Origin of the sequence: Microbacterium sp. cf046 (genome assembly GCF_900114345.1) — a bacterium.
Taxonomy (GTDB): Bacteria; Actinomycetota; Actinomycetes; order Actinomycetales; family Microbacteriaceae; genus Microbacterium.
Genome location: NZ_FOZJ01000001.1, coordinates 214158 through 239167, shown reverse-complemented (window position 1 = coordinate 239167; position 25010 = coordinate 214158). Strand labels below are relative to the sequence as shown.

Annotated in this window: 26 protein-coding genes and 2 tRNA genes; 12 read left to right on the top strand and 16 right to left on the bottom strand. The window is 67.4% G+C overall.

Annotation, left to right across the window (positions count from 1 at the left end; genetic code table 11):
• The first annotated feature begins 8 nt into the window (after window positions 1–8).
• Entirely contained in the window at window positions 9–1709 is a 1701-nt protein-coding gene (gene pknB, locus BM349_RS01150) for a Stk1 family PASTA domain-containing Ser/Thr kinase (RefSeq protein WP_091701379.1), read from the top strand.
• Between the two features lie 45 nt (window positions 1710–1754).
• Here the strand turns inward: pknB and BM349_RS01145 are convergent, their stop codons facing one another.
• From BM349_RS01145 to BM349_RS01140, 3 genes are read right to left on the bottom strand one after another with little or no spacing between them, the layout of a single operon-like run.
• Complete coding sequence (locus BM349_RS01145; RefSeq protein WP_175525147.1) at window positions 1755–2414, bottom strand: anthranilate synthase component II; 660 nt, start codon at window positions 2412–2414, stop codon at window positions 1755–1757.
• Window positions 2407–2562 (bottom strand): hypothetical protein, encoded by a 156-nt coding sequence (locus BM349_RS18680; RefSeq protein WP_175525146.1) that lies wholly within the window; start codon window positions 2560–2562, stop codon window positions 2407–2409. The genes BM349_RS01145 and BM349_RS18680 overlap by 8 nt, the downstream gene beginning before the upstream one ends.
• On the bottom strand, window positions 2562–3356 hold the full coding sequence (locus tag BM349_RS01140; RefSeq protein ID WP_091701376.1) for a class E sortase: 795 nt from the start codon (window positions 3354–3356) through the stop codon (window positions 2562–2564). The genes BM349_RS18680 and BM349_RS01140 overlap by 1 nt, the downstream gene beginning before the upstream one ends.
• Window positions 3357–3460: 104 nt before the next feature.
• Here BM349_RS01140 and BM349_RS01135 point away from each other — a divergent pair, with 104 nt between their 5' ends.
• The gene (locus BM349_RS01135) at window positions 3461–3700 is read left to right on the top strand and encodes a cell division protein CrgA (RefSeq protein WP_091701371.1); all 240 of its coding nucleotides are present in this window, start codon (window positions 3461–3463) and stop codon (window positions 3698–3700) included.
• A gap of 65 nt (window positions 3701–3765) precedes the next feature.
• On the opposite strand, the gene BM349_RS01130 is transcribed toward BM349_RS01135, so the two are convergent.
• Window positions 3766–4641 (bottom strand): rhomboid family intramembrane serine protease, encoded by an 876-nt coding sequence (locus BM349_RS01130; RefSeq protein WP_091701367.1) that lies wholly within the window; start codon window positions 4639–4641, stop codon window positions 3766–3768.
• A gap of 15 nt (window positions 4642–4656) precedes the next feature.
• Window positions 4657–5229, bottom strand: a complete 573-nt coding sequence (locus tag BM349_RS01125; RefSeq protein ID WP_091704658.1) for a peptidylprolyl isomerase — start codon at window positions 5227–5229, stop codon at window positions 4657–4659.
• A 97-nt stretch (window positions 5230–5326) separates the two neighbouring features.
• Between BM349_RS01125 and BM349_RS01120 the strand changes: the two genes are divergently transcribed.
• Window positions 5327–5911 carry a DNA helicase gene (locus tag BM349_RS01120; RefSeq protein WP_091701363.1) on the top strand — a complete coding sequence of 195 codons (585 nt, stop codon included), beginning with the start codon at window positions 5327–5329 and terminating at the stop codon, window positions 5909–5911.
• Window positions 5912–5970: 59 nt separating this feature from the next.
• A complete protein-coding gene (locus tag BM349_RS01115) occupies window positions 5971–6390 on the top strand; it encodes an aminoacyl-tRNA deacylase (RefSeq protein ID WP_254773750.1) in 420 nt (139 codons plus the stop codon).
• On the opposite strand, the gene BM349_RS01110 is transcribed toward BM349_RS01115, so the two are convergent.
• From BM349_RS01110 to BM349_RS01100, 3 genes are all read right to left on the bottom strand, one after another.
• Complete coding sequence (locus tag BM349_RS01110; protein ID WP_091701357.1) at window positions 6391–6816, bottom strand: NUDIX hydrolase; 426 nt, start codon at window positions 6814–6816, stop codon at window positions 6391–6393.
• Window positions 6817–7024: 208 nt separating this feature from the next.
• A tRNA-Ala gene (locus BM349_RS01105) sits at window positions 7025–7097 on the bottom strand.
• 16 nt (window positions 7098–7113) lie between these two features.
• Window positions 7114–7187: transfer RNA gene (locus BM349_RS01100), tRNA-Ile, on the bottom strand.
• 133 nt (window positions 7188–7320) lie between these two features.
• Here BM349_RS01100 and BM349_RS01095 point away from each other — a divergent pair.
• Window positions 7321–8043: a VIT1/CCC1 transporter family protein gene (locus BM349_RS01095; RefSeq protein WP_091704653.1), complete on the top strand. Its 723-nt coding sequence runs from the start codon at window positions 7321–7323 to the stop codon at window positions 8041–8043.
• 6 nt (window positions 8044–8049) lie between these two features.
• Here the strand turns inward: BM349_RS01095 and BM349_RS01090 are convergent, their stop codons facing one another.
• From BM349_RS01090 to dnaA, 8 genes are all read right to left on the bottom strand, one after another.
• Window positions 8050–8454 carry a DUF3566 domain-containing protein gene (locus tag BM349_RS01090; protein ID WP_091701352.1) on the bottom strand — a complete coding sequence of 135 codons (405 nt, stop codon included), beginning with the start codon at window positions 8452–8454 and terminating at the stop codon, window positions 8050–8052.
• Window positions 8451–11051 carry a DNA gyrase subunit A gene (gene gyrA, locus BM349_RS01085; protein ID WP_091701348.1) on the bottom strand — a complete coding sequence of 867 codons (2601 nt, stop codon included), beginning with the start codon at window positions 11049–11051 and terminating at the stop codon, window positions 8451–8453. The genes BM349_RS01090 and gyrA overlap by 4 nt, the downstream gene beginning before the upstream one ends.
• Window positions 11052–11153: 102 nt before the next feature.
• Window positions 11154–13208 (bottom strand): DNA topoisomerase (ATP-hydrolyzing) subunit B, encoded by a 2055-nt coding sequence (gene gyrB / locus BM349_RS01080; protein ID WP_091701345.1) that lies wholly within the window; start codon window positions 13206–13208, stop codon window positions 11154–11156.
• A gap of 122 nt (window positions 13209–13330) precedes the next feature.
• Window positions 13331–13837, bottom strand: coding sequence for a DciA family protein (locus BM349_RS01075; protein WP_091701342.1), 507 nt, complete (start codon window positions 13835–13837; stop codon window positions 13331–13333).
• Window positions 13830–15023, bottom strand: a complete 1194-nt coding sequence (gene recF, locus BM349_RS01070; RefSeq protein ID WP_091701339.1) for a DNA replication/repair protein RecF — start codon at window positions 15021–15023, stop codon at window positions 13830–13832. Before recF ends, BM349_RS01075 begins: the two co-directional genes overlap by 8 nt.
• 72 nt (window positions 15024–15095) lie before the next feature.
• On the bottom strand, window positions 15096–17636 hold the full coding sequence (locus BM349_RS01065; RefSeq protein ID WP_091701336.1) for a DUF4062 domain-containing protein: 2541 nt from the start codon (window positions 17634–17636) through the stop codon (window positions 15096–15098).
• Window positions 17637–17685: 49 nt separating this feature from the next.
• Window positions 17686–18834 (bottom strand): DNA polymerase III subunit beta, encoded by a 1149-nt coding sequence (gene dnaN, locus BM349_RS01060; protein ID WP_091701333.1) that lies wholly within the window; start codon window positions 18832–18834, stop codon window positions 17686–17688.
• 459 nt (window positions 18835–19293) lie between these two features.
• The gene (gene dnaA, locus BM349_RS01055; RefSeq protein ID WP_091701329.1) at window positions 19294–20721 is read right to left on the bottom strand and encodes a chromosomal replication initiator protein DnaA; all 1428 of its coding nucleotides are present in this window, start codon (window positions 20719–20721) and stop codon (window positions 19294–19296) included.
• A gap of 310 nt (window positions 20722–21031) precedes the next feature.
• Here dnaA and rpmH point away from each other — a divergent pair, with 310 nt between their 5' ends.
• The 7 genes from rpmH to BM349_RS01020 all read left to right on the top strand — a co-directional run bounded on the left by rpmH (window position 21032) and on the right by BM349_RS01020 (window position 24689).
• Complete coding sequence (gene rpmH, locus BM349_RS01050; protein ID WP_091701326.1) at window positions 21032–21169, top strand: 50S ribosomal protein L34; 138 nt, start codon at window positions 21032–21034, stop codon at window positions 21167–21169.
• Between the two features lie 10 nt (window positions 21170–21179).
• Window positions 21180–21515, top strand: coding sequence for a ribonuclease P protein component (rnpA, locus tag BM349_RS01045; protein WP_091701322.1), 336 nt, complete (start codon window positions 21180–21182; stop codon window positions 21513–21515).
• 17 nt (window positions 21516–21532) lie between these two features.
• A complete protein-coding gene (gene yidD, locus BM349_RS01040; RefSeq protein WP_091701317.1) occupies window positions 21533–21874 on the top strand; it encodes a membrane protein insertion efficiency factor YidD in 342 nt (113 codons plus the stop codon).
• Window positions 21875–21877: 3 nt separating this feature from the next.
• A complete protein-coding gene (gene yidC, locus BM349_RS01035; protein ID WP_091701312.1) occupies window positions 21878–22972 on the top strand; it encodes a membrane protein insertase YidC in 1095 nt (364 codons plus the stop codon).
• Window positions 22973–23009: 37 nt separating this feature from the next.
• Entirely contained in the window at window positions 23010–23528 is a 519-nt protein-coding gene (locus BM349_RS01030) for a Jag family protein (RefSeq protein WP_091704650.1), read from the top strand.
• Window positions 23529–23580: 52 nt separating this feature from the next.
• Window positions 23581–24204 (top strand): 16S rRNA (guanine(527)-N(7))-methyltransferase RsmG, encoded by a 624-nt coding sequence (rsmG, locus tag BM349_RS01025; RefSeq protein WP_091701308.1) that lies wholly within the window; start codon window positions 23581–23583, stop codon window positions 24202–24204.
• 191 nt (window positions 24205–24395) lie between these two features.
• The gene (locus BM349_RS01020) at window positions 24396–24689 is read left to right on the top strand and encodes a GIY-YIG nuclease family protein (RefSeq protein WP_091701304.1); all 294 of its coding nucleotides are present in this window, start codon (window positions 24396–24398) and stop codon (window positions 24687–24689) included.
• The last annotated feature ends 321 nt before the right edge of the window (window positions 24690–25010 follow it).

Here is a 25010-nt window from a genome sequence, read left to right as displayed (position 1 = left end):
GAGTGACCGTGACAGCTGAGCCGCGCGTGCTTTCGGGGCGCTACCGCGTCGACGAACTCATCGGGCGCGGCGGCATGGCCACGGTCTTCCGGGGATACGACCTGACGCTCGGTCGCCAGGTGGCGATCAAGCTGCTGAACCGCGACCTGGCGAACGACAACTCGTTCCGCACGCGCTTCCGCCTCGAGGCGCAGGCCGCCTCCCGGATGGCGCACCCGACCATCGTGCGGGTGTACGACGCGGGTGAGGACACCGAGACGAGCCCCGACGGAACCGTGCGTCCCGTGCCCTACATCGTCATGGAACTCGTCCACGGCGCATTGCTGAAAGACGTGATCTCGGCGGGACCGGTGCCGGTGGCGGACTCGGTCCGCTACGTCGACGGCATCCTCGAGGCTCTGGAGTACTCGCACCGTGCGGGCGTCGTGCATCGGGACATCAAGCCGGGCAACGTCATGGTGACCGACGCGGGCCAGGTCAAGGTCATGGACTTCGGCATCGCCCGCGCCGTCTCGGACTCGTCGTCGACCGTCGCAGAGACGACCGCGATCATCGGCACGGCGGCGTACTTCTCACCCGAGCAGGCCAAGGGCGAGCCGGTCGATGCGCGAGCCGATGTCTACTCGGCGGGTGTCGTCCTGTACGAGCTGCTCGTGGGCCGCCCTCCGTTCCGGGGCGAATCCCCGGTGGCGGTCGCCTACCAGCACGTGAGCGAAGCCCCGGTCCCGCCTTCCGAGGTCAACGAGTCCGTCCCGCGCTCACTGGACGCGGTGGTGCTGCGCGCGCTCGCCAAGGACCCGTTCCAGCGCTATCAGGATGCGGCGGCGTTCCGGGAGTCCCTCGACGCCACCGTCGGCGGCAAGGTCCCCTCCAAGCGCGCCGTCGGTGCGCTCACGAGCGAGCTCTACGGTCCCAACCCGAAGCAGGCGGCCGAGACTGCGCGTTCGCTGCGGCAGCTGAGCACCGACACGACGATGAAGCGCACCCAGGCCGGGCCGCCGGTCGCCTGGATCTGGGCGGGTGTGGCGATCCTGGCGGTGCTGCTCATCTCGGTGCTCTTCTGGGTGCTCTCGATCCGCCCGGGCGGCGACGTGCCCACGAACGCCCGTCTGGTCCCCGACGTGACCGGCATGACCTACGAGCGCGCGAACACCGAGATCGGCGATCAGGACCTCGTCTCGTTCCGTGTCGACGAGCCCAACTCGGAGGTCGCGGTCGGAAACGTCATCCGCACCGACCCCGAGGCCGGTGCATCGGTCAGTCCGGGTCAGGAGGTGCGCGTCTACGTGTCCTCCGGCCAGGAGACCACCACGGTCCCGACCCTCGAAGGACTGGGGCAGGATGCCGCGGCCGCGGCGCTGCAGGCCGTGGGCCTGGTCATGGGCACCGTGACGCCACGGAACGACCCCGGGCTCGCGGCCGGCACCGTGATCTCCGCCGATCAGCCCGCCGGCGCCACGCTGCCGCTGGGTGCGACCGTGAACGTGGTCGCGGCGACCGGACGCGTCGTGATCATCGACGTCACCGGCTACACCGTGGACGCAGCCACGCGCGAGCTCGAGGGCCCGGAATCCCAGCTGCTGGTGATCCCGCAGGAGGATCCGGGCTGCCCTGCCGTGTCTCCGCCCGTGGTCACGACCCAGTCGATCGCGCCTGGTGAGGCGCCGATCCACTCCGAAGTGATCCTCACCTACTGCTCCGGCGCATAGCCCGACGGACAGCCGACCGCTGAGCCTTTCGAAGCGTCGCGCGCGTCAGCGACGAGGGGTGAGTGCGGCGCCCCGGGCGGCGGCATCCGCGAATCCCAGCATGGCGAGCCAGTTGCCCAGCAGCCGATGACCGCCCTCCGTGAGGACCGCTTCGGGATGGAACTGCACGCCGAGGATCGGCGCGGTGCGGTGCGCGACCCCCATGATCACTCCTTCGGCGGTGCGACTGGTCACGATCAGCTCGACCGGCATGGTCTCGGGGAGGATCGCGAGTGAGTGGTACCTCGTCGCGGTGAACGGACTGGGCAAGCCCTCGTAGAGTGCGCTTCCGTCATGCTCGACGAGCGAGGTCATGCCGTGCATCAGCTCCGGGGCCTGCGAGACCGTGGCTCCGTACGCTTCGCCGATCGCCTGATGCCCGAGGCAGACCCCGAGCAGAGGCGTGCCGGCGGCGGCCGCGGCGCGCACGACTGCGATCGACGCACCCGCGCGTGCGGGAGTGCCGGGGCCGGGTGAGATCAGCACACCGCGGTAGTCGGCGATGACGGATGCCGCGGCATCCGGCTCGATCGCGTCCGCCTCGATGAGGTCGGTGTCCGCTCCGAGCTCGTGGAGATACCCGACGAGGGTGTGCACGAAGCTATCGTGGTTGTCCACGACGAGGATCGGCGCCGTGCGCTTCGATCCCGGCGCGGCGCTAGCCAACGGTCACCTCCTGCGGGTTGATCACCTGACTGATCCAGGGGAACACGAAGAAGAACAGACCGTACAGGACCGCCGCCGCGAGGACGATCAGGATCACCACCCTGACCCAGACCGGGCCGGGCAGGATCCGCCACAGTGCTGCGTACATCAGGGGGCCACGCCGTCCGTCAGGGAGGCGGGCGGGCCGGACGCGCGCGGGGTGAACGATTCGAAGACGCCGTAGGCGACGATGCGCTCGGCGATGGAGAACATCGGGCTGCAGCTGGTGAGCGTGATGTAGCGGGAGCCGGCTGGTGCATCGGGCGCCTGAGGAACGGGCAGGAGCACCTCGACCTCCGTGGGCTGCACGTACTCGAGCGTGCGGAACCTGTAGGTGTACCAGCCGTCGGCCGTCTCCACGATGATCGCGTCGCCGACACGGAGCTCGGCGATGCGATTGAACGGCTTTCCGTAGGTCGTGCGGTGCGCAGCGAGGGCGAAGTTGCCCACCTCGCCCGGCATCTGCGTGCCCGGATAGTGTCCGATGCCGATCGGGTCGAGCGTGCCGGAACGGCTCACCCCACCGGCCATGGGGACCTGGTAGTCGGCACCGAAGCGCGGGATGTGCATGATGCCGAACACCTCCCCGTCGGAGGGCTCGGCCAGGATCACGGGTTCCGCGGGCGGAGTGGTCGCGGACGGGGTCGACGAACCCGGGGTGGACGCGGTCGGAGACGGCGAGCTGACGGCCTGCTCCCATTCCTGCGACAGCTCGCGGCCGGCCTCGTTGCGCTGGGCACCGTAGATGAGGTCGCCGATCCAGAGCTGCCATCCCACATAGAGGAGGGTCAGCACGCCCACCGTGATGAGCAGCTCGCCGACCACTGAGAAGAAGGACGTACGGCGACGAGGACGCCTGCGGCCTGCGGCCTCCGCCGGGCCTGCGCCGCTCGCTTCGTCCACACCTGGATTCTACGTGTCGTCTTGACGCACCTCGGGCTGTGGGGCAGTCCACAGCCGTGGAGCCCGCGCCGGGCGAGCACACGGCCGCGGGGTAGGATGTGGGTATGGCACGACCCGGCAAAGACGACGACTCCCTGGTGGAGCGCAGCGAAGGCGAGGCCGCACCGAACCCGGTGTGGTTCAAGCCGATCATGATCGGCCTCATGCTGGTCGGACTCGTCTGGGTGCTGGTCTTCTACCTCAGCGGCATGCAGTACCCGATCCCGGGCATCGACGCCTGGAACCTGGTCATCGGATTCGGGATCGCCTTCATCGGCTTCCTGATGACGACCCGCTGGCGATAGCGGCAGCGCGAATTACACCCGTGTGATTCATCCCCAGGTGTGGATGAACCTGTGGATAACTTCCGTCAGCGATAGATCAGCGGCGGCAGCAGCAGCAGGGCGAACAGCCCGACCGCGACGGCGACGAGCAGCCAGATCTGCAGCGCCCGTCGCCTGACCGACCGCGTGCGGGCGTAGATGAGGCCGACGAGCGCGCCTACGGCGAGTCCGCCGATGTGCGCCTGCCAGGCGACCTGGAATCCCGGGACGAAGCCGATCACGAGGTTGATCGCGAGGATGAGAAGGATGCCGCGGATGTTCGCGCCGATGTGGCGTCCGATGACCAGGAGCGCCCCGAGCAGCCCGAACACCGCGCCCGACGCGCCGACGACCCACAGGCCGGGTGCGATGAGCGCGACCCCGACCGAACCGCCCAGTCCGCCGAGCAGGTACAGCACGAGGAATCGCCACCGCCCGAGCAGGGGCTCGAGGCTCCGGCCGATCATCCACACCGCGAGCATGTTGAGTCCGACGTGGAAGAACCCGCCGTGCACGACCAGGACGGTGAACAGCCGCCAGGGCTGGAACGGCGCGAAACCCCATGCTGGCGCGACGTACAGACTGTTGAAGGCGAGCAGCTCCTGCACCGGGGATCCCGGGATGAGCTGGGTCAGGTACACCAGCATCGTCACCGCGATGATGCCGTAGGTGACCAGCGGCCGCGAGTCGGTCGCAGTGACAGCTCGCGGCCGGGACCAGCGTCGTTCCGCCTTGCGCTGCGCCGGAGTCTGCGTCTTGGCCTGCTGACCGAGACACTCCGGGCAGATCACGCCGACCGCCGCCTGCGTCTGGCACTCGGGGCAGATCGTGCGCAGGCACCGCTGGCACAGCACGAAACTCTGCCGGTCCGGATGCCGGTAGCAGTAGTTGTCGCTGTTGCGGGCGAAGTCGGGTGAGCTCACGGACGCACGAGCGTCCTAGACCGAGACGACGTCGATGGACTCGATGACGACGGGCTCGATCGGGCGGTCGCCCGCGGCGGTGGGCAGTTCGCTGATCGTGTCGACGACCGCCTTCGACGCGTCATCGGTCACCTCGCCGAAGATCGTGTGCTTGCCCTGGAGCCATTCCGGTCCACGGCCGCCCTGGCCGGGAACGGTGATGAAGAACTGCGAGCCGTTCGTGCCCTCCGGGCGACCCGTGATGGCGTTGCGGCGCAGGCCGGCATTGGCCATCGCGAGCTTGTACGGGGCGGTGAAGGTCAGCTCGCCGTTGATCTCGTCGTTGAAGTTGTAGCCCGGGCCGCCGGTGCCGAGACCGAGCGGATCGCCGCCCTGGATCATGAATCCCGAGATGATGCGGTGGAACACGACATCCTTGTACAGCGGGCCGTCGCCGGGCTTGCCGGTCGCCGGGTCGGTCCAGTCCTTGGACCCGTCGGACAGTCCGACGAAGTTCTCGACGGTCTTGGGGGCGTGGTCTCCGAAGAGGTTCACCACGATGTCCCCGTAGTTGGTGTGCAAAGTGGCTACGGCAGTGTGCTGAGGCATGTCGTCCATTCTCTCAGAGTTCGGTGGGAACCCTCCCGACTGCGGTGCCGTCTGGCAAGATGGGACAACTACATCCCCCGGCCTTAGGGAGGGCAACGTGAGCCTCAACCGCAAGCGCAAGAAGGAACTCCGCAAACTCCAGGTACAGGCGAACAACCTGTGGGAGTCGCAGCAGGTGCTCGTGAGCGAGGCCGCCAACGTCGCCCGCGAAGCGACCAGACAGCTCGGTCACCTGAACCGGGAGCACGTGATCCCCGGTGTGCAGGCCGGCTACAGCAAGTACGCCGCACCCTATGTCGACAAGAGCATGCAGTTCTCGAAGCAGGTGCTCGCCGACCGCGTCGTGCCGACCGCAGGAGCCGTCGTCGGCTCCGCGCTGTCCGTGTGGGACGCCGCCAATGACACCCGCGCGCGCCTGGCGTCCGGCGGCGGACTTTCGATGCCCGACTCCGCCAAGTACGCGAAGCTCGCAGACAAGTACGGCGCTCAGACGACCAAGAAGCTCGCGCAGAAGCTGACGGTCCTCGACCCGCCCAAGCAGGGGATCGGCGCCGGCGGCGTGATCGCGATCATCCTCGGCGTCGCCGCGGCAGTGGGCGTGCTCTACGCGGCATGGCAGACGCTCCGGGCCGACGACGAGCTCTGGGTCGCGGACGACCCGCTGCGCGCGCCGGACGCGTGAGCGAGGGGTCCGACCCCACGCAGCGCGTCCGCGACGCAGCGGCCGCGCGGAGTCTGACCATCGAGATCCGCGAGCGCCCCGCCGCGAACAGCCTGAACGAGGCGGCAGCGCTGCTCGGCATCCCGCCCGCGGGAATCGTGAAGACCCTCGTGGTCAAGCGCAGCGACGACACCTATCTGTTCGCGCTCGTGCCCGGTGATCGCGCGATCTCGTGGCCGAAGCTGCGCGCGGTGGTCGGAGTGAACAAGCTCCAGCTGCCCGATCCGGCCCGCGCGCTTGCGGCCACCGGCTACGAGCGGGGCACGATCGTTCCGGTGGGCAGCACGACCGACTGGCCGGTCTTCGCGGATGAGCGCATCGTCGGCGCACGCATCGCCATGGGCGCCGGCGCCCACGGATACAGCCTCTTCGTCGGCGCCGACGATCTGATCGCGGCATACGGAGCGACCGTGGCCGACATCTCGCAGGAGATCAGCTGATCAGTCCCGTCGTGCCATCTTCAGCGCGATGTCGACGAGCTTCACCCGCTGCAGGGCGGACACACCGGACAGCGGGAACCAGTCCGCCCGATCGGTCGAGCCGTTGGTCTCGTTTCGCAGCCGCCCGCCCGTGATGCGCGCGCGATAGACGATCCGCAGGGCGTGCAGGGGGCCGGTGGCATCGGGCGCGAGCCGACGCCCGGCGGGGATGACGCGGGAATGGATGCCGAGCAGGTCGCCCACCGACACCCGATAGCCGGTCTCCTCACGTACCTCGCGACGGGTGGCGTGCTCGGGGTCTTCGCCGGCTTCGAGCCCGCCCCCGGGCAGCGTCCATGCGGCGCGGCGCCCTTCGTTCCAGTGAGCCAGCAGGATGCGGTCGTCGGCGTCGATGATGACGGCGTATGCCGCGACCCGCGTGTCCATGCGTTCGACTCTACCTATGGACGAAGGGCTCACCCGGGAATGCGAGAAGCACCGACCCTGCGGGCCGGCGCTTCTTCGTCTGTGGAGCTTAGGAGTCCCCGCGGCAGAGCCGCGTGGGCCCGTCGAACGCGGCTGCGCCGCGAATTCGAATCACTGTGCCCGATGACGAAGAAAGCGCCGACCCTGCGGGCCGGCGCTTCTTCGTCTGTGGAGCCTAGGAGATTCGAACTCCTGACATCCTGCTTGCAAAGCAGGCGCTCTACCAACTGAGCTAAGGCCCCGGGGCTGTTGTATCTGTGGGGCTACCAGGACTTGAACCTGGGACCTCTTCATTATCAGTGAAGCGCTCTAACCGCCTGAGCTATAGCCCCGTTTCGTGGCGGCGCGAGCGCCGTCAACCTCCAAGACTTTACCCGAACGACAGGCAATTCACGAATCCGCGGGAGCGGCGCCTCGCTCGGTGTGGCGTCGCGCGCCCGCATCCTTCGTTGGTTCACTGGGGGTGTGAGCGATGACGATCCCACGCACGCCGGCGAAGCCCATACGGGAGGCGTCGGCCAGCGTCTGAACTGGCTGCGCGCAGGAGTGCTCGGCGCGAACGACGGCATCGTCTCGGTCGCATCGCTCGTCGTCGGCGTCGCAGGGGCCACCACGGATACGGCCGCACTCCTGGTCGCCGGAGTGGCAGGGCTCGTCGGCGGCGCGATCTCGATGGCGCTCGGCGAATACGTGTCGGTGAGCAGTCAGCGCGACAGCGAGCGAGCCCTCATCGCGAAGGAGACCAGGGAGCTGAAGGAGCTCCCCGATGAAGAGCTCGAGGAGCTGACCTCGCTGTACCGCGAGCGCGGGCTGAGCGAGGCCACTGCGAGGCAGGTGGCCCTCGAACTCACCGAGCACGACGCCCTGGCCGCGCACCTCGAGGTCGAGCTGCACATCGATCAGCACGATCTGGTCAGCCCGTGGCAGGCGGCCCTGTCGTCGGCGATCGCCTTCACGCTCGGCGCGATGCTCCCGCTGCTGGCGATCCTGCTGCCGCCGCCGGAGCTGCGCGTGCCGGTGACGTTCGTCGCAGTGCTCGTCGCCCTGGGCATCACCGGCACCGTGTCGGCGCACCTCGGCGGCAGCAGCAAGATGCGGGCGACCGCACGCCTGGTGATCGGCGGCGCGCTCGCGCTGGCCGTCACCTGGGCGATCGGCACCCTGCTCGGGACGACCGGCGCGGTCTGACCCGCGTCAGTTCGAGGTGAAGCCGACCAGAAGACCGCCGGTGACCTTCACTGCCAGGTTGTAGATGCCCGCGATCACTGCGCCGAGCACGGTCACGACCACCAGATTGAGGATCGCGACGATGGCGGCGAACGCCATGACCTGCGGGAGGCCGACGAACGCCGTGATGGAGACGCCGCCGTCCGAGAAGCTCTGGAAGAACTCGTCGACCTTGCCGATCAGGCCGGTCGTCTGGACGATGAGGTAGACCAGGAGGAAGCTGACGACGGTCACGATCGCGAGCGCGACGGCGGCCAGGAACGACAGTTTGACCGCCGACCAGAAGTCGACGTACACCAGCCGCAGGCGCACCTGCTTGGCGCTGGTCTTGTGGCTGGACTTCTTTGCGAGCTTGTCGGCTACGGTGCTCATGCGTCAGTACTCTCTTCGGGGATCGTGCCGTCATTTTCAACAGCAGTGGAGGCCTCGGGTGTGTCCGACCCTGCATCGTGCTCGGTGTCGGCTGCCTCTGATGTCTCGGCGAGGCCGCGCTCTCCGTTGCGCGCTATCGCGATGATGCGATCGGCGTCTTCGGCGCGGGCGAACACGACGCCCATGGTGTCGCGGCCCTTGGCGGGGACCTCGGCCACGGCAGAGCGTACCACCTTGCCGCTGGCAAGAACCACCAAGACCTCGTCGTCCTCGGCCACCATCAGACCGCCTGCGAGGACCCCCCGGTCATCGCTCAGGCGCGCCACCTTGATGCCCAGGCCGCCGCGGCTCTGACCGCGATACTGCTCGATCGCGGTCCGCTTGGCGTAGCCGCCGTCGGTCACGACGAACACGTACGCGCCGCTCTGGGCGACGGATGCCGACAGCAGGCTGTCGCCGGAACGGAACGACATCCCCTTGACGCCTTCGGTCGATCGGCCCATCGGTCGCAACGCGTCGTCGGTCGCGGTGAAGCGCAGTGACATGCCGAGTCGGCTGATGAGCAGGATGTCATCGCCCTCGTCCACGAGCAGGGCGCTCACGACCTCGTCGCCGTCCTCCTCGTCCTGGCCGCGCAGCTTGATGGCGATGACCCCGCCCTGGCGGTTGGTGTCGTACTCGGTCAGGCGGGTCTTCTTCACCAGGCCGCTGCGCGTGGCAAGCACCAGGTACGTCGCCACGCCGTAGTCGCGGATGTCGAGGATCTGGGCGATCTCCTCGCCGGGCTGCAGTGCGAGGAGGTTCGCGACGTGCTGTCCCTTCGCGTCACGGCCGGCCTCGGGCACCTCATACGCCTTCGCGCGGTAAACCCTGCCCTTCGTGGTGAAGAAGAGCAGCCAATGGTGGGTCGTCGTGACGAAGAAGTGCTCGACGACGTCGTCGGCTCGCAGCTGCGCGCCCTTGACCCCGCGGCCGCCGCGGTGCTGCTGCCGGTAGTTGTCGCTGCGCGTGCGCTTGATGTAGCCGTCGCGCGTGACGGTGACGACCATCTCCTCTTCGGGGATGAGGTCTTCGACCGACATGTCACCGTCGTAGCCGGGCAGGATCTGCGTGCGGCGGTCATCGCCGAAACGCTCCACGATCGAGGTGAGCTCCTCGCGGATGATCGAGCGCTGCCGGGTCGGGTCGGCGAGGATCGCCTTGAAGTCGGTGATCTGCGACTCGAGCTCGGCCGCCTCGTCGATGATCTTCTGGCGCTCCAGGGCGGCGAGGCGGCGAAGCTGCATCGCGAGGATCGCGTCGGCCTGGATGTCGTCGATCTCCAGGAGCGACTTCAGTCCGTCGCGCGCGTCATCCACGGTCGGCGACCGGCGGATCAGGGCGATCACCTCGTCGAGTGCGTCCAGCGCCTTGAGGTAGCCGCGCAGGATGTGCATGCGCTCTTCGGCCTTGCGCAGCCGGAACTGGGTGCGGCGCACGATGACGTTGATCTGGTGGTCGATCCAGTGCGAGATGAAGCCGTCGAGCGGCAGGGTGCGCGGAACCCCGTCGACGATCGCGAGCATGTTCGCGCCGAAGTTCTCCTGCAGCTGGGTGTGCTTGTACAGGTTGTTCAGCACGACCTTGGCGACGGCATCCCGCTTCAGCACGATGACGAGGCGCTGCCCCGTGCGGTCGGAGGTCTCGTCGCGGATGTCGGCGATGCCAGTGATCTTGCCTTCGCGGGCGAGGTCGCTGATCTTGACCGCGACGTTGTCGGGGTTGACCTGGTACGGCAGCTCGGTGATGACCAGGCAGGTGCGGCCCTGGATCTCCTCGACGTTGACGACGGCGCGCATCGTGATCGAGCCGCGACCGGTGCGGTAGGCGTCCTTGATGCCGCGCGTTCCGAGGATCTGCGCGTAGGTCGGGAAGTCGGGCCCGGGAATGCGCTCCATGAGGGCTTCGAGGAGCTCCTCCCTGGTCGCATCAGGGTTCTCCAAAGCCCAGAGCGCACCGTTGGACACCTCGCGCAGGTTGTGCGGCGGGATGTTGGTCGCCATGCCGACCGCGATGCCGACCGAGCCGTTGACCAGGAGATTCGGGAATCGCGCCGGGAGCACGACGGGCTCCTGCGTCTGGCCGTCGTAGTTGTCCTGGAAGTCGACGGTGTCTTCTTCGATGTCGCGCACCATCTCGAGCGCGAGGGGGGCCATCTTGGTCTCGGTATAGCGGGGGGCGGCCGCGCCCTGGTTGCCGGGCGAGCCGAAGTTGCCCTGGCCCTGCGCGAGCGGGTAACGCAGCGACCAGGGCTGCACGAGGCGGACGAGGGCGTCGTAGATCGGTGCGTCGCCGTGCGGGTGGTAGTGACCCATCACCTCGCCGACGACACGTGCGCACTTGGAGAACGACTTGTCCGGGCGGAATCCGCCGTCGTACATGCCGTAGATCACCCGGCGATGAACCGGCTTGAGGCCGTCTTCGACCCGGGGCAGGGCACGGCCGACGATCACGCTCATCGCGTAGTCGAGATAGCTGCGCTGCATCTCCGACTGGAGGTCGACCTGGTCGATGTGACCGTGGTTGTGCACGGGCGCGGGGCGTTCTTCGTCAGTCATGTGTGTTCTTTCGTTCGTCCTGGCGTGCCGCGTCATCGCTGTGCTGCTCGCTCAACCACTGGTCGTTGAGCGAGCGAAGCGAGACGAAACGCCGATCGTGCATCAGATGTCGAGGAACCGGACGTCCTTCGCGTTGCGCTGGATGAATCCGCGCCGCGACTCGACGTCCTCGCCCATCAGGATCGTGAAGATCTCGTCTGCCGCGGCGGCATCGTCGATCGTGACCTGGCGGAGGGTGCGCGTCTCGGGGTCCATCGTGGTCTCCCACAGCTCCTTGGCGTTCATCTCGCCGAGACCCTTGTATCGCTGGATGCTGTTGTCCTTCGGGATCCGCTTGCCGCTCGCGAGTCCCTCGGTCAGCAGCGCGTCGCGCTCCCGGTCGCTGTAGACGTACTCATGCGGTGCGTTGGACCACTTGAGGCGATACAGCGGCGGCTGCGCGAGGTAGACGAAGCCGGCCTCGATGAGTCCGCGCATGTAGCGGAAGAGCAGTGTCAGCAGGAGCGTCGTGATGTGCTGACCGTCGACATCGGCATCCGCCATCAGCACGATCTTGTGGTACCGGGCCTTCGTGATGTCGAAGTCCTCGCCGATGCCGGTGCCGAACGCCTGGATCATCGCCTGCACTTCGCGGTTGCCGAGGGCGCGGTCCAGCCGCGCGCGCTCGACGTTCAGGATCTTCCCGCGAAGCGCGAGGATCGCCTGGGTGTGCGGATCGCGACCCTGCACGGCGGAGCCGCCGGCCGAATCGCCCTCCACCAGGAAGATCTCGCTGATCGACGGATCCTTCGACGTGCAGTCCTTGAGCTTGTCGGGCATCGCCGCGCTCTCGAACACGCTCTTGCGTCGCGCCGTCTCGCGCGCCTTCCGTGCGGCGAGGCGCGCGGTCGCGGCGTCGATCGCCTTGCGGATGATGTTCCTGGCCTGGACGGGATTGCGGTCGAACCAGTCGCCGAGCCGGTCCCCGACGACCTTCTGCACGAACGCCTTCGCCTCGGTGTTGCCCAGCTTGGTCTTGGTCTGACCCTCGAACTGGGGTTCGGACAGCTTGACCGAGATCACCGCCGTCAGACCCTCGCGCACATCGTCGCCCGAGAGGTTCTCGTCCTTCTCCTTGAGCAGGTTGTTCGCGCGCGCGTACTTGTTGACCAGTGTGGTGAGCGCCGCACGGAAGCCCTCTTCGTGGGTTCCGCCCTCGTGCGTGTTGATCGTGTTCGCGTAGGTGAAGACGTTCTCGGTGTAGCTCGTGGTCCACTGCATCGCGACTTCGAGCGCGATCTTGCGCTCGGTGTCTTCGGATTCGAAGTCGATGACCTCGTCGTTGACGTGGTCGGCCTTGCGGACGCGGTTGAGGTACTCGACGTAGTCGACGAGTCCGCGTTCGTAGAGGAAGCTGTCGTTGCGCTGCTGCAGCACGACGGTTCCCGGCTCGGTCTCCTCCTCGTACGCCGACGCGGCGCGTTCGTCGACCAGGTCGATGCGCAGGCCCTTGTTCAGGAACGCCATCTGCTGGAACCGGGTGCGCAGGGTCTCGTACTCGAACTCGACGGTCTCGAAGATCGAGTCATCCGGCCAGAACGTGATCGTCGTCCCGGTGTGGGTGCTGGGCTCGGCGCGCTCCAGGGGCGCCTGCGGCACGCCGCCGTCGCGGTAGGACTGCCGCCAGACATAGCCCTGGCGGTACACCTCCACCTCGAGCCGGCTCGAGAGCGCGTTCACGACGGACGAACCCACGCCGTGGAGTCCGCCGGAAACGGCATAACCGCCCCCACCGAACTTGCCTCCGGCGTGGAGCACCGTGAGCACGACCTCCACGGTCGACTTGCCCTCGGTCTTGTGCATGTCCACCGGGATGCCGCGACCGTTGTCGACGACCCTGATCGCGCCGTCGGGGAGGATCGTCACGACGATCGTGTCGCAGTAGCCGGCGAGAGCCTCGTCGACCGAGTTGTCGACGATCTCGGAGACGAGGTGGTGGAGGCCACGGGGTCCAGTCGAGCCGATGTACATACCCGGGCGCTTGCGGACCGCCTCGAGACCCTCGAGGACCTGGATCTCGTCAGCTCCGTACTCGACGTGAGTCCGTTCGGCTTGCTCTGGTTCCGTGGAAGGCAGTTCGGGTGCTTCGGGCAGGCTGTCGGGGGTCTCGGACGTCATATTCTCGGCGCGCTCCACATCGTATTTCGGGGCCGCTCCAGTCTACCAAGGAACCGCTCTCACCCGCGCCATGTGCGCCCCTGTGGCGCCCTGAATTCCGTTCGGATAGGACTGGAGGTGTCTTACCCGTAGGTATCGCGCGGACCACGCCCTGGAGTCGTTCTGGGACCCCATTTCCAGGAGGGGACGTCAGGGCCGATGAAGCGGATGCCGTCGACCCCCGCTTCGGGGAATCGCCGGACGATCTCGGAGAGTATCTGCGAGCGCATGAGCTGCAGCTGCTTGGCCCACGCGGTCGAGTCGGCCTGGACGGTCAGCGTCCCCTCGGTGAACGCCACCGGATTGGTGTGGCGCGCGGTGTCCTCACCGGCGACTTCGGCCCACGTGCGCACCACGTCTTCACGGGCGAGCTGCGAGTCCCAGCCGGCGCTGCGAGTGAGGTCGGAGAGCACATCGGCGACGCCCTTGGGGTCGCGCCCCGGAGTGAACGGCGCGTTCTCGTCGTCGGGTCCACGGCGTCTGCGCTTGCGATATGTGCGGGCGGACGGCTCCAGTCCGCGCAGGCGCAGATAGGTGGCGACGGTCTCCGGGACGGGCTCGTCGCCGTCCGGGATCTCGGGTTCAGGCATCCGAGCCATCCAGGATGCGTCCACACTCGACCCGCACCACGTGCGCACGCAGTCCCAGCGGGACGTCCTCCTCCACCGCGGCCGTCACGATGACCTGCTCGTATGTCGCGGTGAGCTCGGCGAGGCGTGCCCTGCGATCGGTGTCGAGCTCGGCGAAGACGTCGTCGAGGATCAGCACGGGGTCGCCCAGGCGCGAGTCGGCCCGCAGCAGCTCGGCCGACGCGAGCCGCAGCCCGAGCGCGACGGACCACGATTCGCCGTGCGAGGCGTACCCCTTCACCGGGAGTCCGCGGACGCGCAGCAGCAGATCGTCCCGATGCGGTCCCACGAGCGTCAGTCCGCGATCCAGCTCGGCCGCACGGCGGGCTGCGAGGGCGAGGCGGAACTGGTCGGCGATCGGACTGGGCGAGGCATCGGACGCGGAGCCGCCGTCGCCCGCGGGAGCGCCGACGTCCCGGCCCCCACCCGCACCCTCTTCGGGATCCGCGCCGCGCACCGACAGCGCCCACTCCAGCCGCGGCTCGTGATCGGCCCCGGCGATCGCGGTGTACGCGGCGGCGAGTGGACCGCTGAGGTCCGCGGCGAGCGCGAGGCGAGCCTCGATGAGCTCTGTGCCGAGCGAGACCAGCTTGTCGTCCCAGACATCGAGTGTCGACAGCTGGTCGCCGCGGATGCCGCGGGCCCTGGCGGATTTGAGCAGCGCCGTGCGCTGCTTGAGCACGCGGTCGTAGTCGGCCAGCACGCCGGAGAAGCGCGGTGAGCGCTGCACGAGCAGCTGATCCATGAAGCGGCGGCGGGAAGAGGGGTCACCGCGCACGATCTGCAGGTCCTCCGGGGCGAACAGCACGACCTGCGCATAGCGCGGGAGCTCTGAGCTCTTCACCGGAGCGCCGTTGACCCGGGCCTTGTTGGCGCCCTGCCGGTTCAGCTGCGCTTCCAGCAGCACGTGCCGCTCGCCGTGGGCCAGGCGCGCGCGGATGATCGCGGCATCCGCACCGTCCCGCACCATCGGCGCGTCATTGGCCACACGATGCGAGCCCAGCGTCGCGAGGTACGCCACAGCCTCGGCGAGGTTGGTCTTGCCCTGGCCGTTGCGGCCCACGAAGACATTCGGCCCCGCACCGAGCGCGACGTCGGCTGCCGCGTAATTGCGGAAGTCCACGAGGCTGAGGTGCTCAACGATCACTGTGCAACCCTAGTTCGCCGCTCTGACCTGGACCCCGGGCTCTGCAGAGACCGTGGAGGCCGAATCCGGCCGTCACAGCAGCGCGGCCTCCACGATATCGGCCAGCTCGGCGTCCCGCCCCTGCTGGCGTGCCGTCTCAAAAGGTGCCGCGTCGGGTCCTGCGAGGATGCCCTCGATGAAGGGTTCGAAGAACGAGAGGGGTGAGCGAGTCGGCAGGCCCTTGCGCTCGCGGATGTTCTCGGCGGCGCCCAGCATGCGCCCGGCCCGGCCGATGTCACCCCAGGTCGATGCCACGGCGAACATCCCCTCGAGCGCGTCGGCGATTCCTTCCTCGTGCCCGATCGTGGATGCGAGGAGCAGCTGCTCACCGAAGCATTCCCGAGCGCGGCTCGAATCGCCGCCGACGATGCGGGCCCAGCCGAGATGGCTGAGGGCGATCGCCTGCCCCAGCGTGTCACGGATGCGGCGCGCCACCGACAGCGTCCGCTCGAACTGGGCGACTGCATCCTGGACCCGACCCTGCGCGAGCCAGAGGCGGCCGAGCATCACTCCCACCACCGCACCGCCGAAGTCGGGGTCGAACTCCTCGGACAGCTCGATCGCCAGTGCGGCATTCTGCTCCGCTGCTTCGAGGGCGGGTGGTTCCTGCGCGAATTCCGCCAGTGCCAGCGACGCCCGAGCCAGCGCCTCGCCGCGCCGGTCGCCAACCCGAGCGAAGTACTCGAGGCAACGGGTTATCGCCGGGACCACCGAGTCGTCGGCTGTCCGCCAGTAGCGGATGGCATTGAGACAGTACTCGGCGATGACCCGGGATCGCTCACTGAGCACGCGCCCCGGTTCGAGCAGGCGGCTCATCCAGATCCGAATGTCGCCGGCACGACCGCCACCCCACCAGAACGAATAGAGCGGCCACGCGATCTCAGCCACGTCGTCGAACCGTGCGTTCGCGAGGAGTTGATCGACGGCCGCCCGGAGTTCATCCTGCTCATCGAGCAGGCGCGTCACGCGCTCGACCTGGCTCTGCCAGGTAGGAGACGCGCCCGCGGCGACGGCGAGCCGGACGTAGAAGTCGGCGTGCCGATCGAGTGATTCCGCGAGAAGTCCCTGCTCGGCGAGCCGATCGCGGCTGTACTCGCGCACTGTCGCGAGCATCGTGAACCAGGGTCGCGATCCACGGTCCTGCTCACGCACGAGACTTCCGTCCACGAGGGCTCCGAGCGCATCCACGGCATCCGTGCCGTCGTCGGCCATCCACTCGACCGCGTCCAGCCCGAATCCCGCGCGGAAGACCCCGAGCCGCAGCAGCAGCTGGCGCTCCGGCGCGGACAGCAGTTGCGCGCTCCACTCGATGGTCGCCCGAAGCGTGCGCTGACGTTCCGGGAGGTCACGTGCGCCGCCGACCAGCAGGGGCAGGGCATGATCGAGCCGCTCGACGAGGTCCGCGGGCCCCAGGACCCGCAGCCGGGCGGCTGCGAGTTCGATCGCGAGCGGGACGTTGTCCAGGGCCCCGCAGATCGCCACGACCTGCGCCACGTTCTCATCGGTGAGTTCGAAGTCCGGCTTGACCGCACGCGCACGCTCGGCGAACAGCTCGGCGGCTTCCGCCGAGGGAAGAGGGCCGAGTGGCACGTTCTGCTCACCCCGCACCCTGAGCAGGATCCGGCTCGTGGCGAGCACCGACGAGGACGACCCGGCGATCAACGCGCCGATCTCCGGCGCGGACTCGACCACCTGCTCGACGTTGTCGAGGACGAGGAGGAGTCTTCGTCGTCCCAGTGCCCCGGCGAGCTTCTCACTGAGCGGCCGCTCGCCGGTGTCGCGCATGCCGATCGCGTTGGCGATCGCCGTGACCACGAGACGAGGCTCAAGCACCGGCGCGAGGTCGACGAACACGACGCCGTCCGGGAACGCCGCTTCGACCTGCCGTGCTGCGGCCAGGGCGAGTCGGCTCTTGCCGATCCCGCCCGAGCCGGTGATGGTCACGAGTCGCTGGCCGTCATCGGTCAGCATCTTCGTCACGAGCGCGAGCTCGTCGTCACGACCGACGAGCCTGGTCAGCGGCGAGGGCGGCCGCACCGGTTCGGTGGAGAAGACCTCGACGGCGGGTTCGTCGAACGGCGTGTGCCGGCCCGCGGCGGCGTCGAACCGCTCGGCGAGCAGTGTCGCGAGATCGGCAGTGACGAGATCGGCGAGTTCTGCGGGGTCGGTGAAGGCGACATAGGAGGCATCGTCGTCCGCGCGGATCCGCGACAGGAGCTCATCCAGCCGGTCCTGCCGGTGCTCGCTGCGCTTGAGATAGATCAGCTTGGGCATCGCCGGCGCGAGATTCCACTCGTCCTCGAGGCCGGAGACCTGCTCGCCCGGAGCGATCCAGCCGTACTGCTCCCAGTACAGGCCCACGAAGATGTCGCTCTGCTCGAGGTAGGCGCGATAGAGATCGCGCGGCGGGTGCGGGCGCGCACCGAGCTCGAACATCACGGGGGCGAGGGCGAGCCGCTCGATTGCGGCGCGAGCGGCGCGGCGCTCAGGGGCGAGCTCTTTCAGCGTGGAGCTCACGAAGACGCGCAGGCGCTGGTCCGGCGTCCGGATGCCACCGGCAGCAACCCCTTGCATGGCTCACAGTCTGGTGGCACGGTCGCCGGGGTGTCCACCACCCCGGCGGTCAGCGCAGGAGCAGGTTCGGCTGGAGCAGGTACTTGAAGGACTCTGCGCCGCCCTTGTCGACCGAAGTCTGCGGCGTGATCAGTACAGGGCTGAGCTTGTTCGCGTTGTCGCTCGATGTGAAGGTGATCCGCACGAACTCGCTCTTGACCGCACCGAGCGACTCGAGCAGGTACTGGGGGTTCAGTCCCAGGGTGACGTCATCGCCGACGAGATTGGAGTCGACGGTCTCGGATGCGCGTGCCTGCTCGGTGCCCGATGCGTCCATCGAGACGCTGTCCGTGGTGAAGGTGAAGCGCAGCGGCGCCGACCGGTCGAGCACGAGCGAGACGCGGCGGACGGCTTCGGCCAGCTCGGCCGTGTTCAGCACCGCGTGGTGTTCGGTCTGCTCGGGGAACAGTCGCCTGACCGGCGGGAAGTTTCCCTTGATCAGGAGCGACGTCACGGTCTTGTTGCCCGCGGTGAACGCGATGATCTCCCGATCCCCGGAACCGGAGAATGCGATCGAGATGTCACCGCCGTGCGCGAAGGTCTTTCCGACCTCGGTGAGCGTACGGGCCGGCACCAGCGCCGTGGTCGGCTCATCGGATGCCGTGCCGCCGTCCCAGGGAATCTCTCGGAGCGCGACACGGTAGCGGTCGGTCGCGACCAGGCTCAGCTGCGTGCCCGACACCTCGAGCTGCACGCCGGTGAGAACCGGGGTGACATCGTCGCGCGAGGCGGCGAAGGCGACCTGCGCGATCGCGGTCGCGAAGTCCTCGGCGGGCACGAGACCGGTGTCGCCCGATACCTCGGGGATGGCCGGATACTCCTGCACAGGCATCGAGGCGAGGGTGAAGCGTGCGGATCCGCACGTGAGGACGATCCCACCGTCGTCGTCGACCTCGACCTGGATCGGAGCGTTGGGCAGCCGGCTGGCGATCTCGGAGAGCAGCCGGCCATGGACCAGGATCGTGCCCGGCTCGTCGACGGTGGCTTCGATCGTCGTACGCGCCGAAGCCTCGTAGTCGAAGGCGGCGAGAGACAGGCCGGCCTCGGATGCCTCGATCAGCACGCCGGCCAGAATCGGCTGGGGGTTGCGCTGCGGCAGGAGCTTCACGACGAATGACACGGCTTCGCTGAACACATCGCGATTGACGTGGAACTTCACTGGTGCTCCCTCGACATCCTGTTGGGCTCTCCCATGCTAGTGCCCTGTGTTCTCCGCACCGTAAGACCGCTTGGCCACCCTCAAGGTGATCGAACAGGTTTCCTATAGAGAGAGATCTGTCTTCTTCTTAACGCCTGTGGGAACTGTGGATAACTCGGCCGATGCGTGTCGAGACAGGGGAACTACAACCGTGTGAGATGTGGATCGGCTGCGGATCGCGTCATCCACAGGTGTGCCGGCAGCCGGGCGTCGGCATCCGTCATCCACAGGCTGCACTCCCTCGCCCACAGAGTTTCCGCAGGGAAACGGAGTTATCCACAGGTTTTCCACACTGTGAAGAACGGGCATGATCCCCCCGTCGGACGCGACCTGTCAAGGACTTCTTGCGGCATATGACGAATCGACCGCGGAATAGGGTGGCGCAGTGCCGCCAGCTCGATCGACGGCGGCTGAGTCGGCTCAGCGCGACGTGCGGCCGAGCTGCGCGGTGATCTCGGAGACCTGGTTGTAGATCGAACGGCGCTCTTTCATCAGGTCGCTGATCTTCTTGTAGGCGTACATCACCGTGGTGTGGTCCCGATTGCCGAACAGCTGACCGATCTTGGGCAGCGAAAGGCTGGTCCGCTCACGACACAGGTACATCGCGATCTGCCGCGCCGTCGCGACAGCCTGCGATCGGCTCGAGCCGTAGAGGTCGTCGACCGTGAGCTTGAAGTACGCCGCCGTCGCCGTGATGATGTCGGTCGGCGAGATCACGTTCGCGTCGTCCTGGTCGACGATGTCCCGCAGAACAGTCTGCGCCAGCGACATGTCGAGGGTGGAACGGTTCAGGCTCGCGAAGGCGGAGACACGGATGAGCGCGCCCTCGAGCTCGCGGATGTTCGACGACACCACAGTGGCGATGTATTCGAGCACCTCGTCGGGGATGTGCAGGCGTTCGCTCTGGGCCTTCTTGCGGAGGATCGCGATGCGGGTCTCGAGGTCGGGTGCCTGCACATCGGTGATGAGGCCCCACTCGAACCGGCTGCGCATGCGATCCTCGAACCCGGTCAGGTGCTTCGGCGGAACATCGCTGGTGATGACGACCTGTTTGTCGTGGTCGTGCAGGGTGTTGAAGGTGTGGAAGAACGCCTCCTGGGTCTCGGCACGACCCTGCAGGAACTGGATGTCGTCGATCAGGAGGATGTCGACGTCCCGGTACCTGGCCTGGAAGGCGGAGCCTCTGTTGTTCGCGATCGAATTGATGAAATCGTTCGTGAACTCCTCACTCGAGACATATCTGACGCGGATGCCGGCATAGAGGCTGAGCGCGTAGTCGCCGATCGCGTGCAGGAGGTGGGTCTTGCCGAGCCCCGAGTCTCCGTAGATGAAGAGCGGGTTGTACGCCTTGGCGGGTGCCTCCGCGACGGCCACGGCAGCGGCGTGGGCGAAGCGGTTCGACTGTCCGATGACGAAGTTGTCGAACGTGTACTTGGGGTTCAGCCTGGTGTCGCTGCGCGACGCAGCGGACGTCGCGTCGATCGTCTCCTGAATCGGCTGCCGCGTCGGTGTGGAAGGCGAGTTCGGCTGCACCGGGATCGGGGCCGTCATCCTTGCGTCGGCGAGCTCGGGGTTCACGACGACGCGGAAGGCGGTCGCGGACGGGTCGTGCTGCTGATCCTGGTCGACGCGGGTCAGCGCCTCCATGATCGGCGTCCGCATGCGCTTGTTGATCTGCGCGGCCGTCAGGTCGTTGGGGACGTCGAGGTAGAGCGTGCCGCCCATGACGCCCTGGGGAACGGCGAGGCTCAGGAATCCCTGCAGCTGAGGAGTGACGCGGTCATCTCCGGCGAGCTCGTCGAGCACGGCTGACCAGACGGGAACATCTGGAACTTCGTGCGATGACATGGCCCCCCCGGGAGAATTGACGCATCACAGGTTTTCCGACGGAGATCGTCACGTCGAACCTGTGGATAACTGCCCGAGCCACGCTAGTCAGCGGGCGCCACGGGAGCAAACTCCACTGTAGGACCGCACCGCGTGTCATTGCCAGGAGTCTGGGAATGTATTGGGGATAATGGCGGGCCGATTCCGCTCAGTTTGAGTTCTCGGCGCTGGGAACGTAACCTTAATCGGTTGACTTATGCCTTGACGGCAGTCCCGTTCCCACGTCCCCGGTCTGAGCGTTCCGGCGACACACTGATCCGGAAGTGATCTCATGACCAAGCGCACGTACCAGCCCAACAACCGCCGCCGCGCCAAGAAGCACGGTTTCCGCGCCCGCATGCGCACCCGCGCCGGCCGCAGCATCCTCTCCGCTCGTCGCTCCAAGGGGCGCACCGAGCTTTCGGCCTGACCCCCCAGCGGTGCTTGCGAGGCCGAACCGACTCACCCGCGGAGCGGATTACAAGGCCGTCGTCCGCAGGGGTCGCCGTTGCGCGGGCCCGAACACCGTCACCTACGTGACGGCGACTGGACAGGACCGTTCGGCGCGCTTCGGATTCATCGTCAGTCGTCAGGTCGGTCCCGCCGTGGTGCGCAACACGGTCCGCCGCCGCCTGAAGGCCGTCTGCGCCGAGGCCCTGCCGACGGTGAACGCAGGATCGGACGTCGTGATCCGCGCTCTGCCGAACGCCGGGACCGTCCCGTTCGGAGATCTGCGTGCCGAGGTCGTCCGCTGTCTGGCCCGGAGCGCCGCATGAGTTCTGCAACGCTGCCCATGGCCTCGGTCGGACAGGGCCACTTCGAATCGTCATCGGCGACGCGCTCGATTCCGCTCCTGCCACGCAACACCGTGTTGAGCTTGCTCCATGGTTACCGTGCGACGATCTCCCATGCGTATGGCGATGTCTGCAAGTACTACCCGTCGTGCTCGGCCTATGCGGTCGGCGCGGTGCAGCAGCACGGCGCACTCAAAGGCTCTGCGATGGCGGCGGCCCGTATCGCTCGCTGCCACCCCTGGGCGAAGGGCGGCGTCGACGACGTCCCCATGCACAAGGACTTCCGGTACGAATTGACCCCGCGCGGGTTCGTCGTACCTGTCTCCCTCAGAAAGGACTGATCCGTGCCGGATCTGATCGGAATCATCCTCTGGCCACTGAAGTGGCTGGTGGAGCTCGTGCTCGTCTCGTGGCATTGGCTGTTCACCGCCATGGGTCTGCCGGCGGCCGCCGGCATCACCTGGGTGCTCGCGATCGTCGGTCTGGTGCTGGTGGTCCGGTCCGCGCTCATCCCGCTCTTCGTGAAGCAGATCAAGAGCCAGCGGAAGATGATGGAAATAGCCCCTGAACTGCGAAAAGTTCAGGAGAAGTACAAGGGCAAGAAGGATCAGCTCTCCCGCGAGGCGATGAGCCGCGAGACGATGGCCCTGTACAAGAAGCACGGCACGAGCCCTGTCTCGGGATGCCTCCCCCTGCTGGTTCAGATGCCGGTGTTCTTCGCGCTGTTCAGCGTGCTCAACGGCGTGCAGACCATCAAGACCGATCCGACGCACACCGGAGTCGGCCTGCTGAACAACGAGCTCATGACGGAGTTCTACAACGCGAAGCTGTTCGGCGTCGCGTCGCTGCACGACACGCTCGTCGGCGCATGGGAGGCCCAGGCCCCCGGCTGGCAGGTCACCGTCGGCATCCTGCTGGTCCTCGTGATCCTCATGATCGTGTCCCAGTTCTTCACGCAGCTGCAGATCATCTCGAAGAACCTGTCGCCCGAGGCGAAGACCGGCCAGGCCTACCAGATGCAGAAGATCATGCTCTGGGTGCTGCCGTTCGCCTTCGTGTTCTCCGGCGTCTTCTTCCCGCTCGGCGTCGTCATCTACTGGTTCACGAGCAACGTCTGGACGATGGTCCAACAGTTCGTCGTCATCCGGAACATGCCCACTCCGGGCTCCGAGGCCGCGAAGATGCGCGAAGAGCGCCTCTCACGCAAGGGCAAGGCCATCGACTCGTCGGGGAAGATCATCCCGATCGAGAAGTACCAGGCCGAGCAGCAGCGTCTGTACGAAGAGGCTGAGCGCGCCAAGGCCGCCGCCCCCAAGCGCCAGCAGCCGGTCGGAAAGCAGCGGGCGAAGAAGCAGGCGCAGAAGCAGCCGGGCGATGCCGGCTCGAAGCCCGGTGGCTCCGCCGACCCCGCGGCCGGCGCCGCCGGCGCGGCATCCTGAATCCCTGACTTCCACCCCGATCACTTTCGAGGAACCGATGACCACTCCTGACCTCTCCCCCGTCGAAGACGCTCCGGTCGAGCGCGCGGCTGCGACCGTCGAGCAGCTCGAGCAAGAAGGCGACATCGCCGCCGACTTCCTCGAGGAGCTCATGGACATCGCCGACATCGACGGCGATCTTGCGCTGGATGTGAAGTCCGGGCGCGCGTATGTCTCGCTGGAGTCCGATCAGCCGGGCTCGCTGGCGCTGCTGTCGGATCCCGATACGGTGCAGGCGCTGCAGGAACTGACACGCATCGCGGTGCAGAACCGCACGGGGCGCTTCTCACGGCTGATCCTCGACATCGGCGGCTCGCGCGACACGCGCCAGCGTGAGCTCGAAGCCCTGGTGGACCGCGCGATCGCGCGACTCGAAGAGGGCGCCACCCAGGCATCCCTGCCGGCGATGTCGAGCTACGAGCGGAAACTGGTGCACGACATCGTGACCGAGCGCGGCTTCGTTTCGGAGTCGTACGGCGAGGGCGCGGACCGCCACACCGTCATCAGCCGAGGCTGACGTTTCACGTGAAACGGCGCGCTGAGTCAGGCTCGCGGCGCCGGAGCGGTCGATGAGCGACGTCGAACCCGAACCCGCGGTCGCCGCAGAGATCTTCGGTGATCGCATCGATCTGGCGCGGCAGTTCACGCAGGCGCTGGCCGAGCACGGCGAAGAACGGGGCCTGATCGGCCCACTCGAGCCCCCGCGCCTGTGGACTCGGCACATTCTGAACAGTGCGGTCGCCGCTCCGCTCTTCTCGGGGCGAGTCGGCGACGTCGGATCGGGCGCCGGCCTACCGGGGCTCGTGTTGGCGATCGCACGCCCAGACGTCGAGTGGATACTGATCGAGCCGATGGAGCGCCGAGTGGCCTGGCTGACGGAGCAGGCGTCGGACCTCGGTCTCGACAACGTCGAGGTGGTTCGTGCGCGCGCCGAGGACTGGAGACACGGCCCGGTTCTGGATGCCGCGACCGCGCGCGCCGTGAGCGCGTTGCGCACTCTGGTGCCGCTGACCGCACCGCTGGTGCGCGACGGCGGGGAGCTGATCCTGCTCAAGGGCGCCAATGCCTCGAACGAGATCGAGACCGCCGACAAGCAGATCCGCAAGTATCGCCTGAGCAACGTGCGGCTCGAGGTGCTGGGCGAAGGGCTCCTCGACGAGCCCACGCGGGTGGTTCGCGCGACCGTGCGCTGATCGGCGATCGAGGACCCCGCACACGCCTTCCGGTGATCGAGTAGGCCGCGGAGCGCCCGGTGATCGAGTAGGCCGCGGAGCGGGCGTATCGAGATCGGCTGCTCCTCCACAACCGGTGAGCGAGCGCTTCGCGTCTACAACCCGCCTCCGCGCTGTATCCGGGCCATTGTTCATCACCGACACTCATCCACATGCCCTTCATGTACATCCTCGAGTGCAGTGACCGCTCGCTCTACGTCGGCAGGACCTGGGACCTCGATCGTCGCCTGGCGCAGCATCAGGAGGGCGAGGCGCCCGTGTACACCCGAAATCGACTGCCGGTGCGGCTTCTCCACTCGGAGTACTACTCGAGAATCGAGAATGCCTTCCTGCGCGAGAAGCAGGTTCAGCGCTGGGGTCGTGCGAAGCGACTCGCCCTCGTGAAGGGGCAACTGGAGAAGCTGAATGGACTGAGTCGCAAGCCGAGGCGCCCAAGAGACGAGTGAGCGACCCGTTGGTCGCTGGGTGGCCGACTCATGTTTCACGTGAAACATCGGACTTGACGCACAGCAGCCCCGGGTCGGTGATCGAGTAGCCCGCGGAGCGGGGGTATCGAGATCATGTGCCGGGTGGGGGTCTCGATACGGCGGCTTTGCCGCCTACTCGACCACCGACCCGTGTCTGGTCTCGATGCGGGGTCGTTCCGCGGATGTTTCACGTGAAACATCGGACTTCGACCCACCGGAAGCTGAGTCGGTGATCAAGTAGGCCGCGGAGCGGGGGTATCGAGATCCGCCTCGGGTTTGGTCTCGATACGGCGGCTGCGC

Excerpts from the sequence above, each read along its gene's own strand:
- BM349_RS18680 (WP_175525146.1), bottom strand. The coding sequence starts at position 2,562 with ATGTACGCAGCACTGTGGCGGATCCTGCCCGGCCCGGTCTGGGTCAGG.
- BM349_RS01135 (WP_091701371.1), top strand. The coding sequence starts at position 3,461 with ATGGCACGACCCGGCAAAGACGACGACTCCCTGGTGGAGCGCAGCGAA.
- BM349_RS01125 (WP_091704658.1), bottom strand. The coding sequence starts at position 5,229 with ATGCCTCAGCACACTGCCGTAGCCACTTTGCACACCAACTACGGGGAC.
- BM349_RS01110 (WP_091701357.1), bottom strand. The coding sequence starts at position 6,816 with ATGGACACGCGGGTCGCGGCATACGCCGTCATCATCGACGCCGACGAC.
- BM349_RS01090 (WP_091701352.1), bottom strand. The coding sequence starts at position 8,454 with ATGAGCACCGTAGCCGACAAGCTCGCAAAGAAGTCCAGCCACAAGACC.
- gyrA (WP_091701348.1), bottom strand. The coding sequence starts at position 11,051 with ATGACTGACGAAGAACGCCCCGCGCCCGTGCACAACCACGGTCACATC.
- gyrB (WP_091701345.1), bottom strand. The coding sequence starts at position 13,208 with ATGACGTCCGAGACCCCCGACAGCCTGCCCGAAGCACCCGAACTGCCT.
- BM349_RS01075 (WP_091701342.1), bottom strand. The coding sequence starts at position 13,837 with ATGCCTGAACCCGAGATCCCGGACGGCGACGAGCCCGTCCCGGAGACC.
- BM349_RS01065 (WP_091701336.1), bottom strand. The coding sequence starts at position 17,636 with ATGCAAGGGGTTGCTGCCGGTGGCATCCGGACGCCGGACCAGCGCCTG.
- dnaA (WP_091701329.1), bottom strand. The coding sequence starts at position 20,721 with ATGTCATCGCACGAAGTTCCAGATGTTCCCGTCTGGTCAGCCGTGCTC.
- rpmH (WP_091701326.1), top strand. The coding sequence starts at position 21,032 with ATGACCAAGCGCACGTACCAGCCCAACAACCGCCGCCGCGCCAAGAAG.
- yidD (WP_091701317.1), top strand. The coding sequence starts at position 21,533 with ATGGCCTCGGTCGGACAGGGCCACTTCGAATCGTCATCGGCGACGCGC.
- BM349_RS01030 (WP_091704650.1), top strand. The coding sequence starts at position 23,010 with ATGACCACTCCTGACCTCTCCCCCGTCGAAGACGCTCCGGTCGAGCGC.
- rsmG (WP_091701308.1), top strand. The coding sequence starts at position 23,581 with ATGAGCGACGTCGAACCCGAACCCGCGGTCGCCGCAGAGATCTTCGGT.
- BM349_RS01020 (WP_091701304.1), top strand. The coding sequence starts at position 24,396 with ATGCCCTTCATGTACATCCTCGAGTGCAGTGACCGCTCGCTCTACGTC.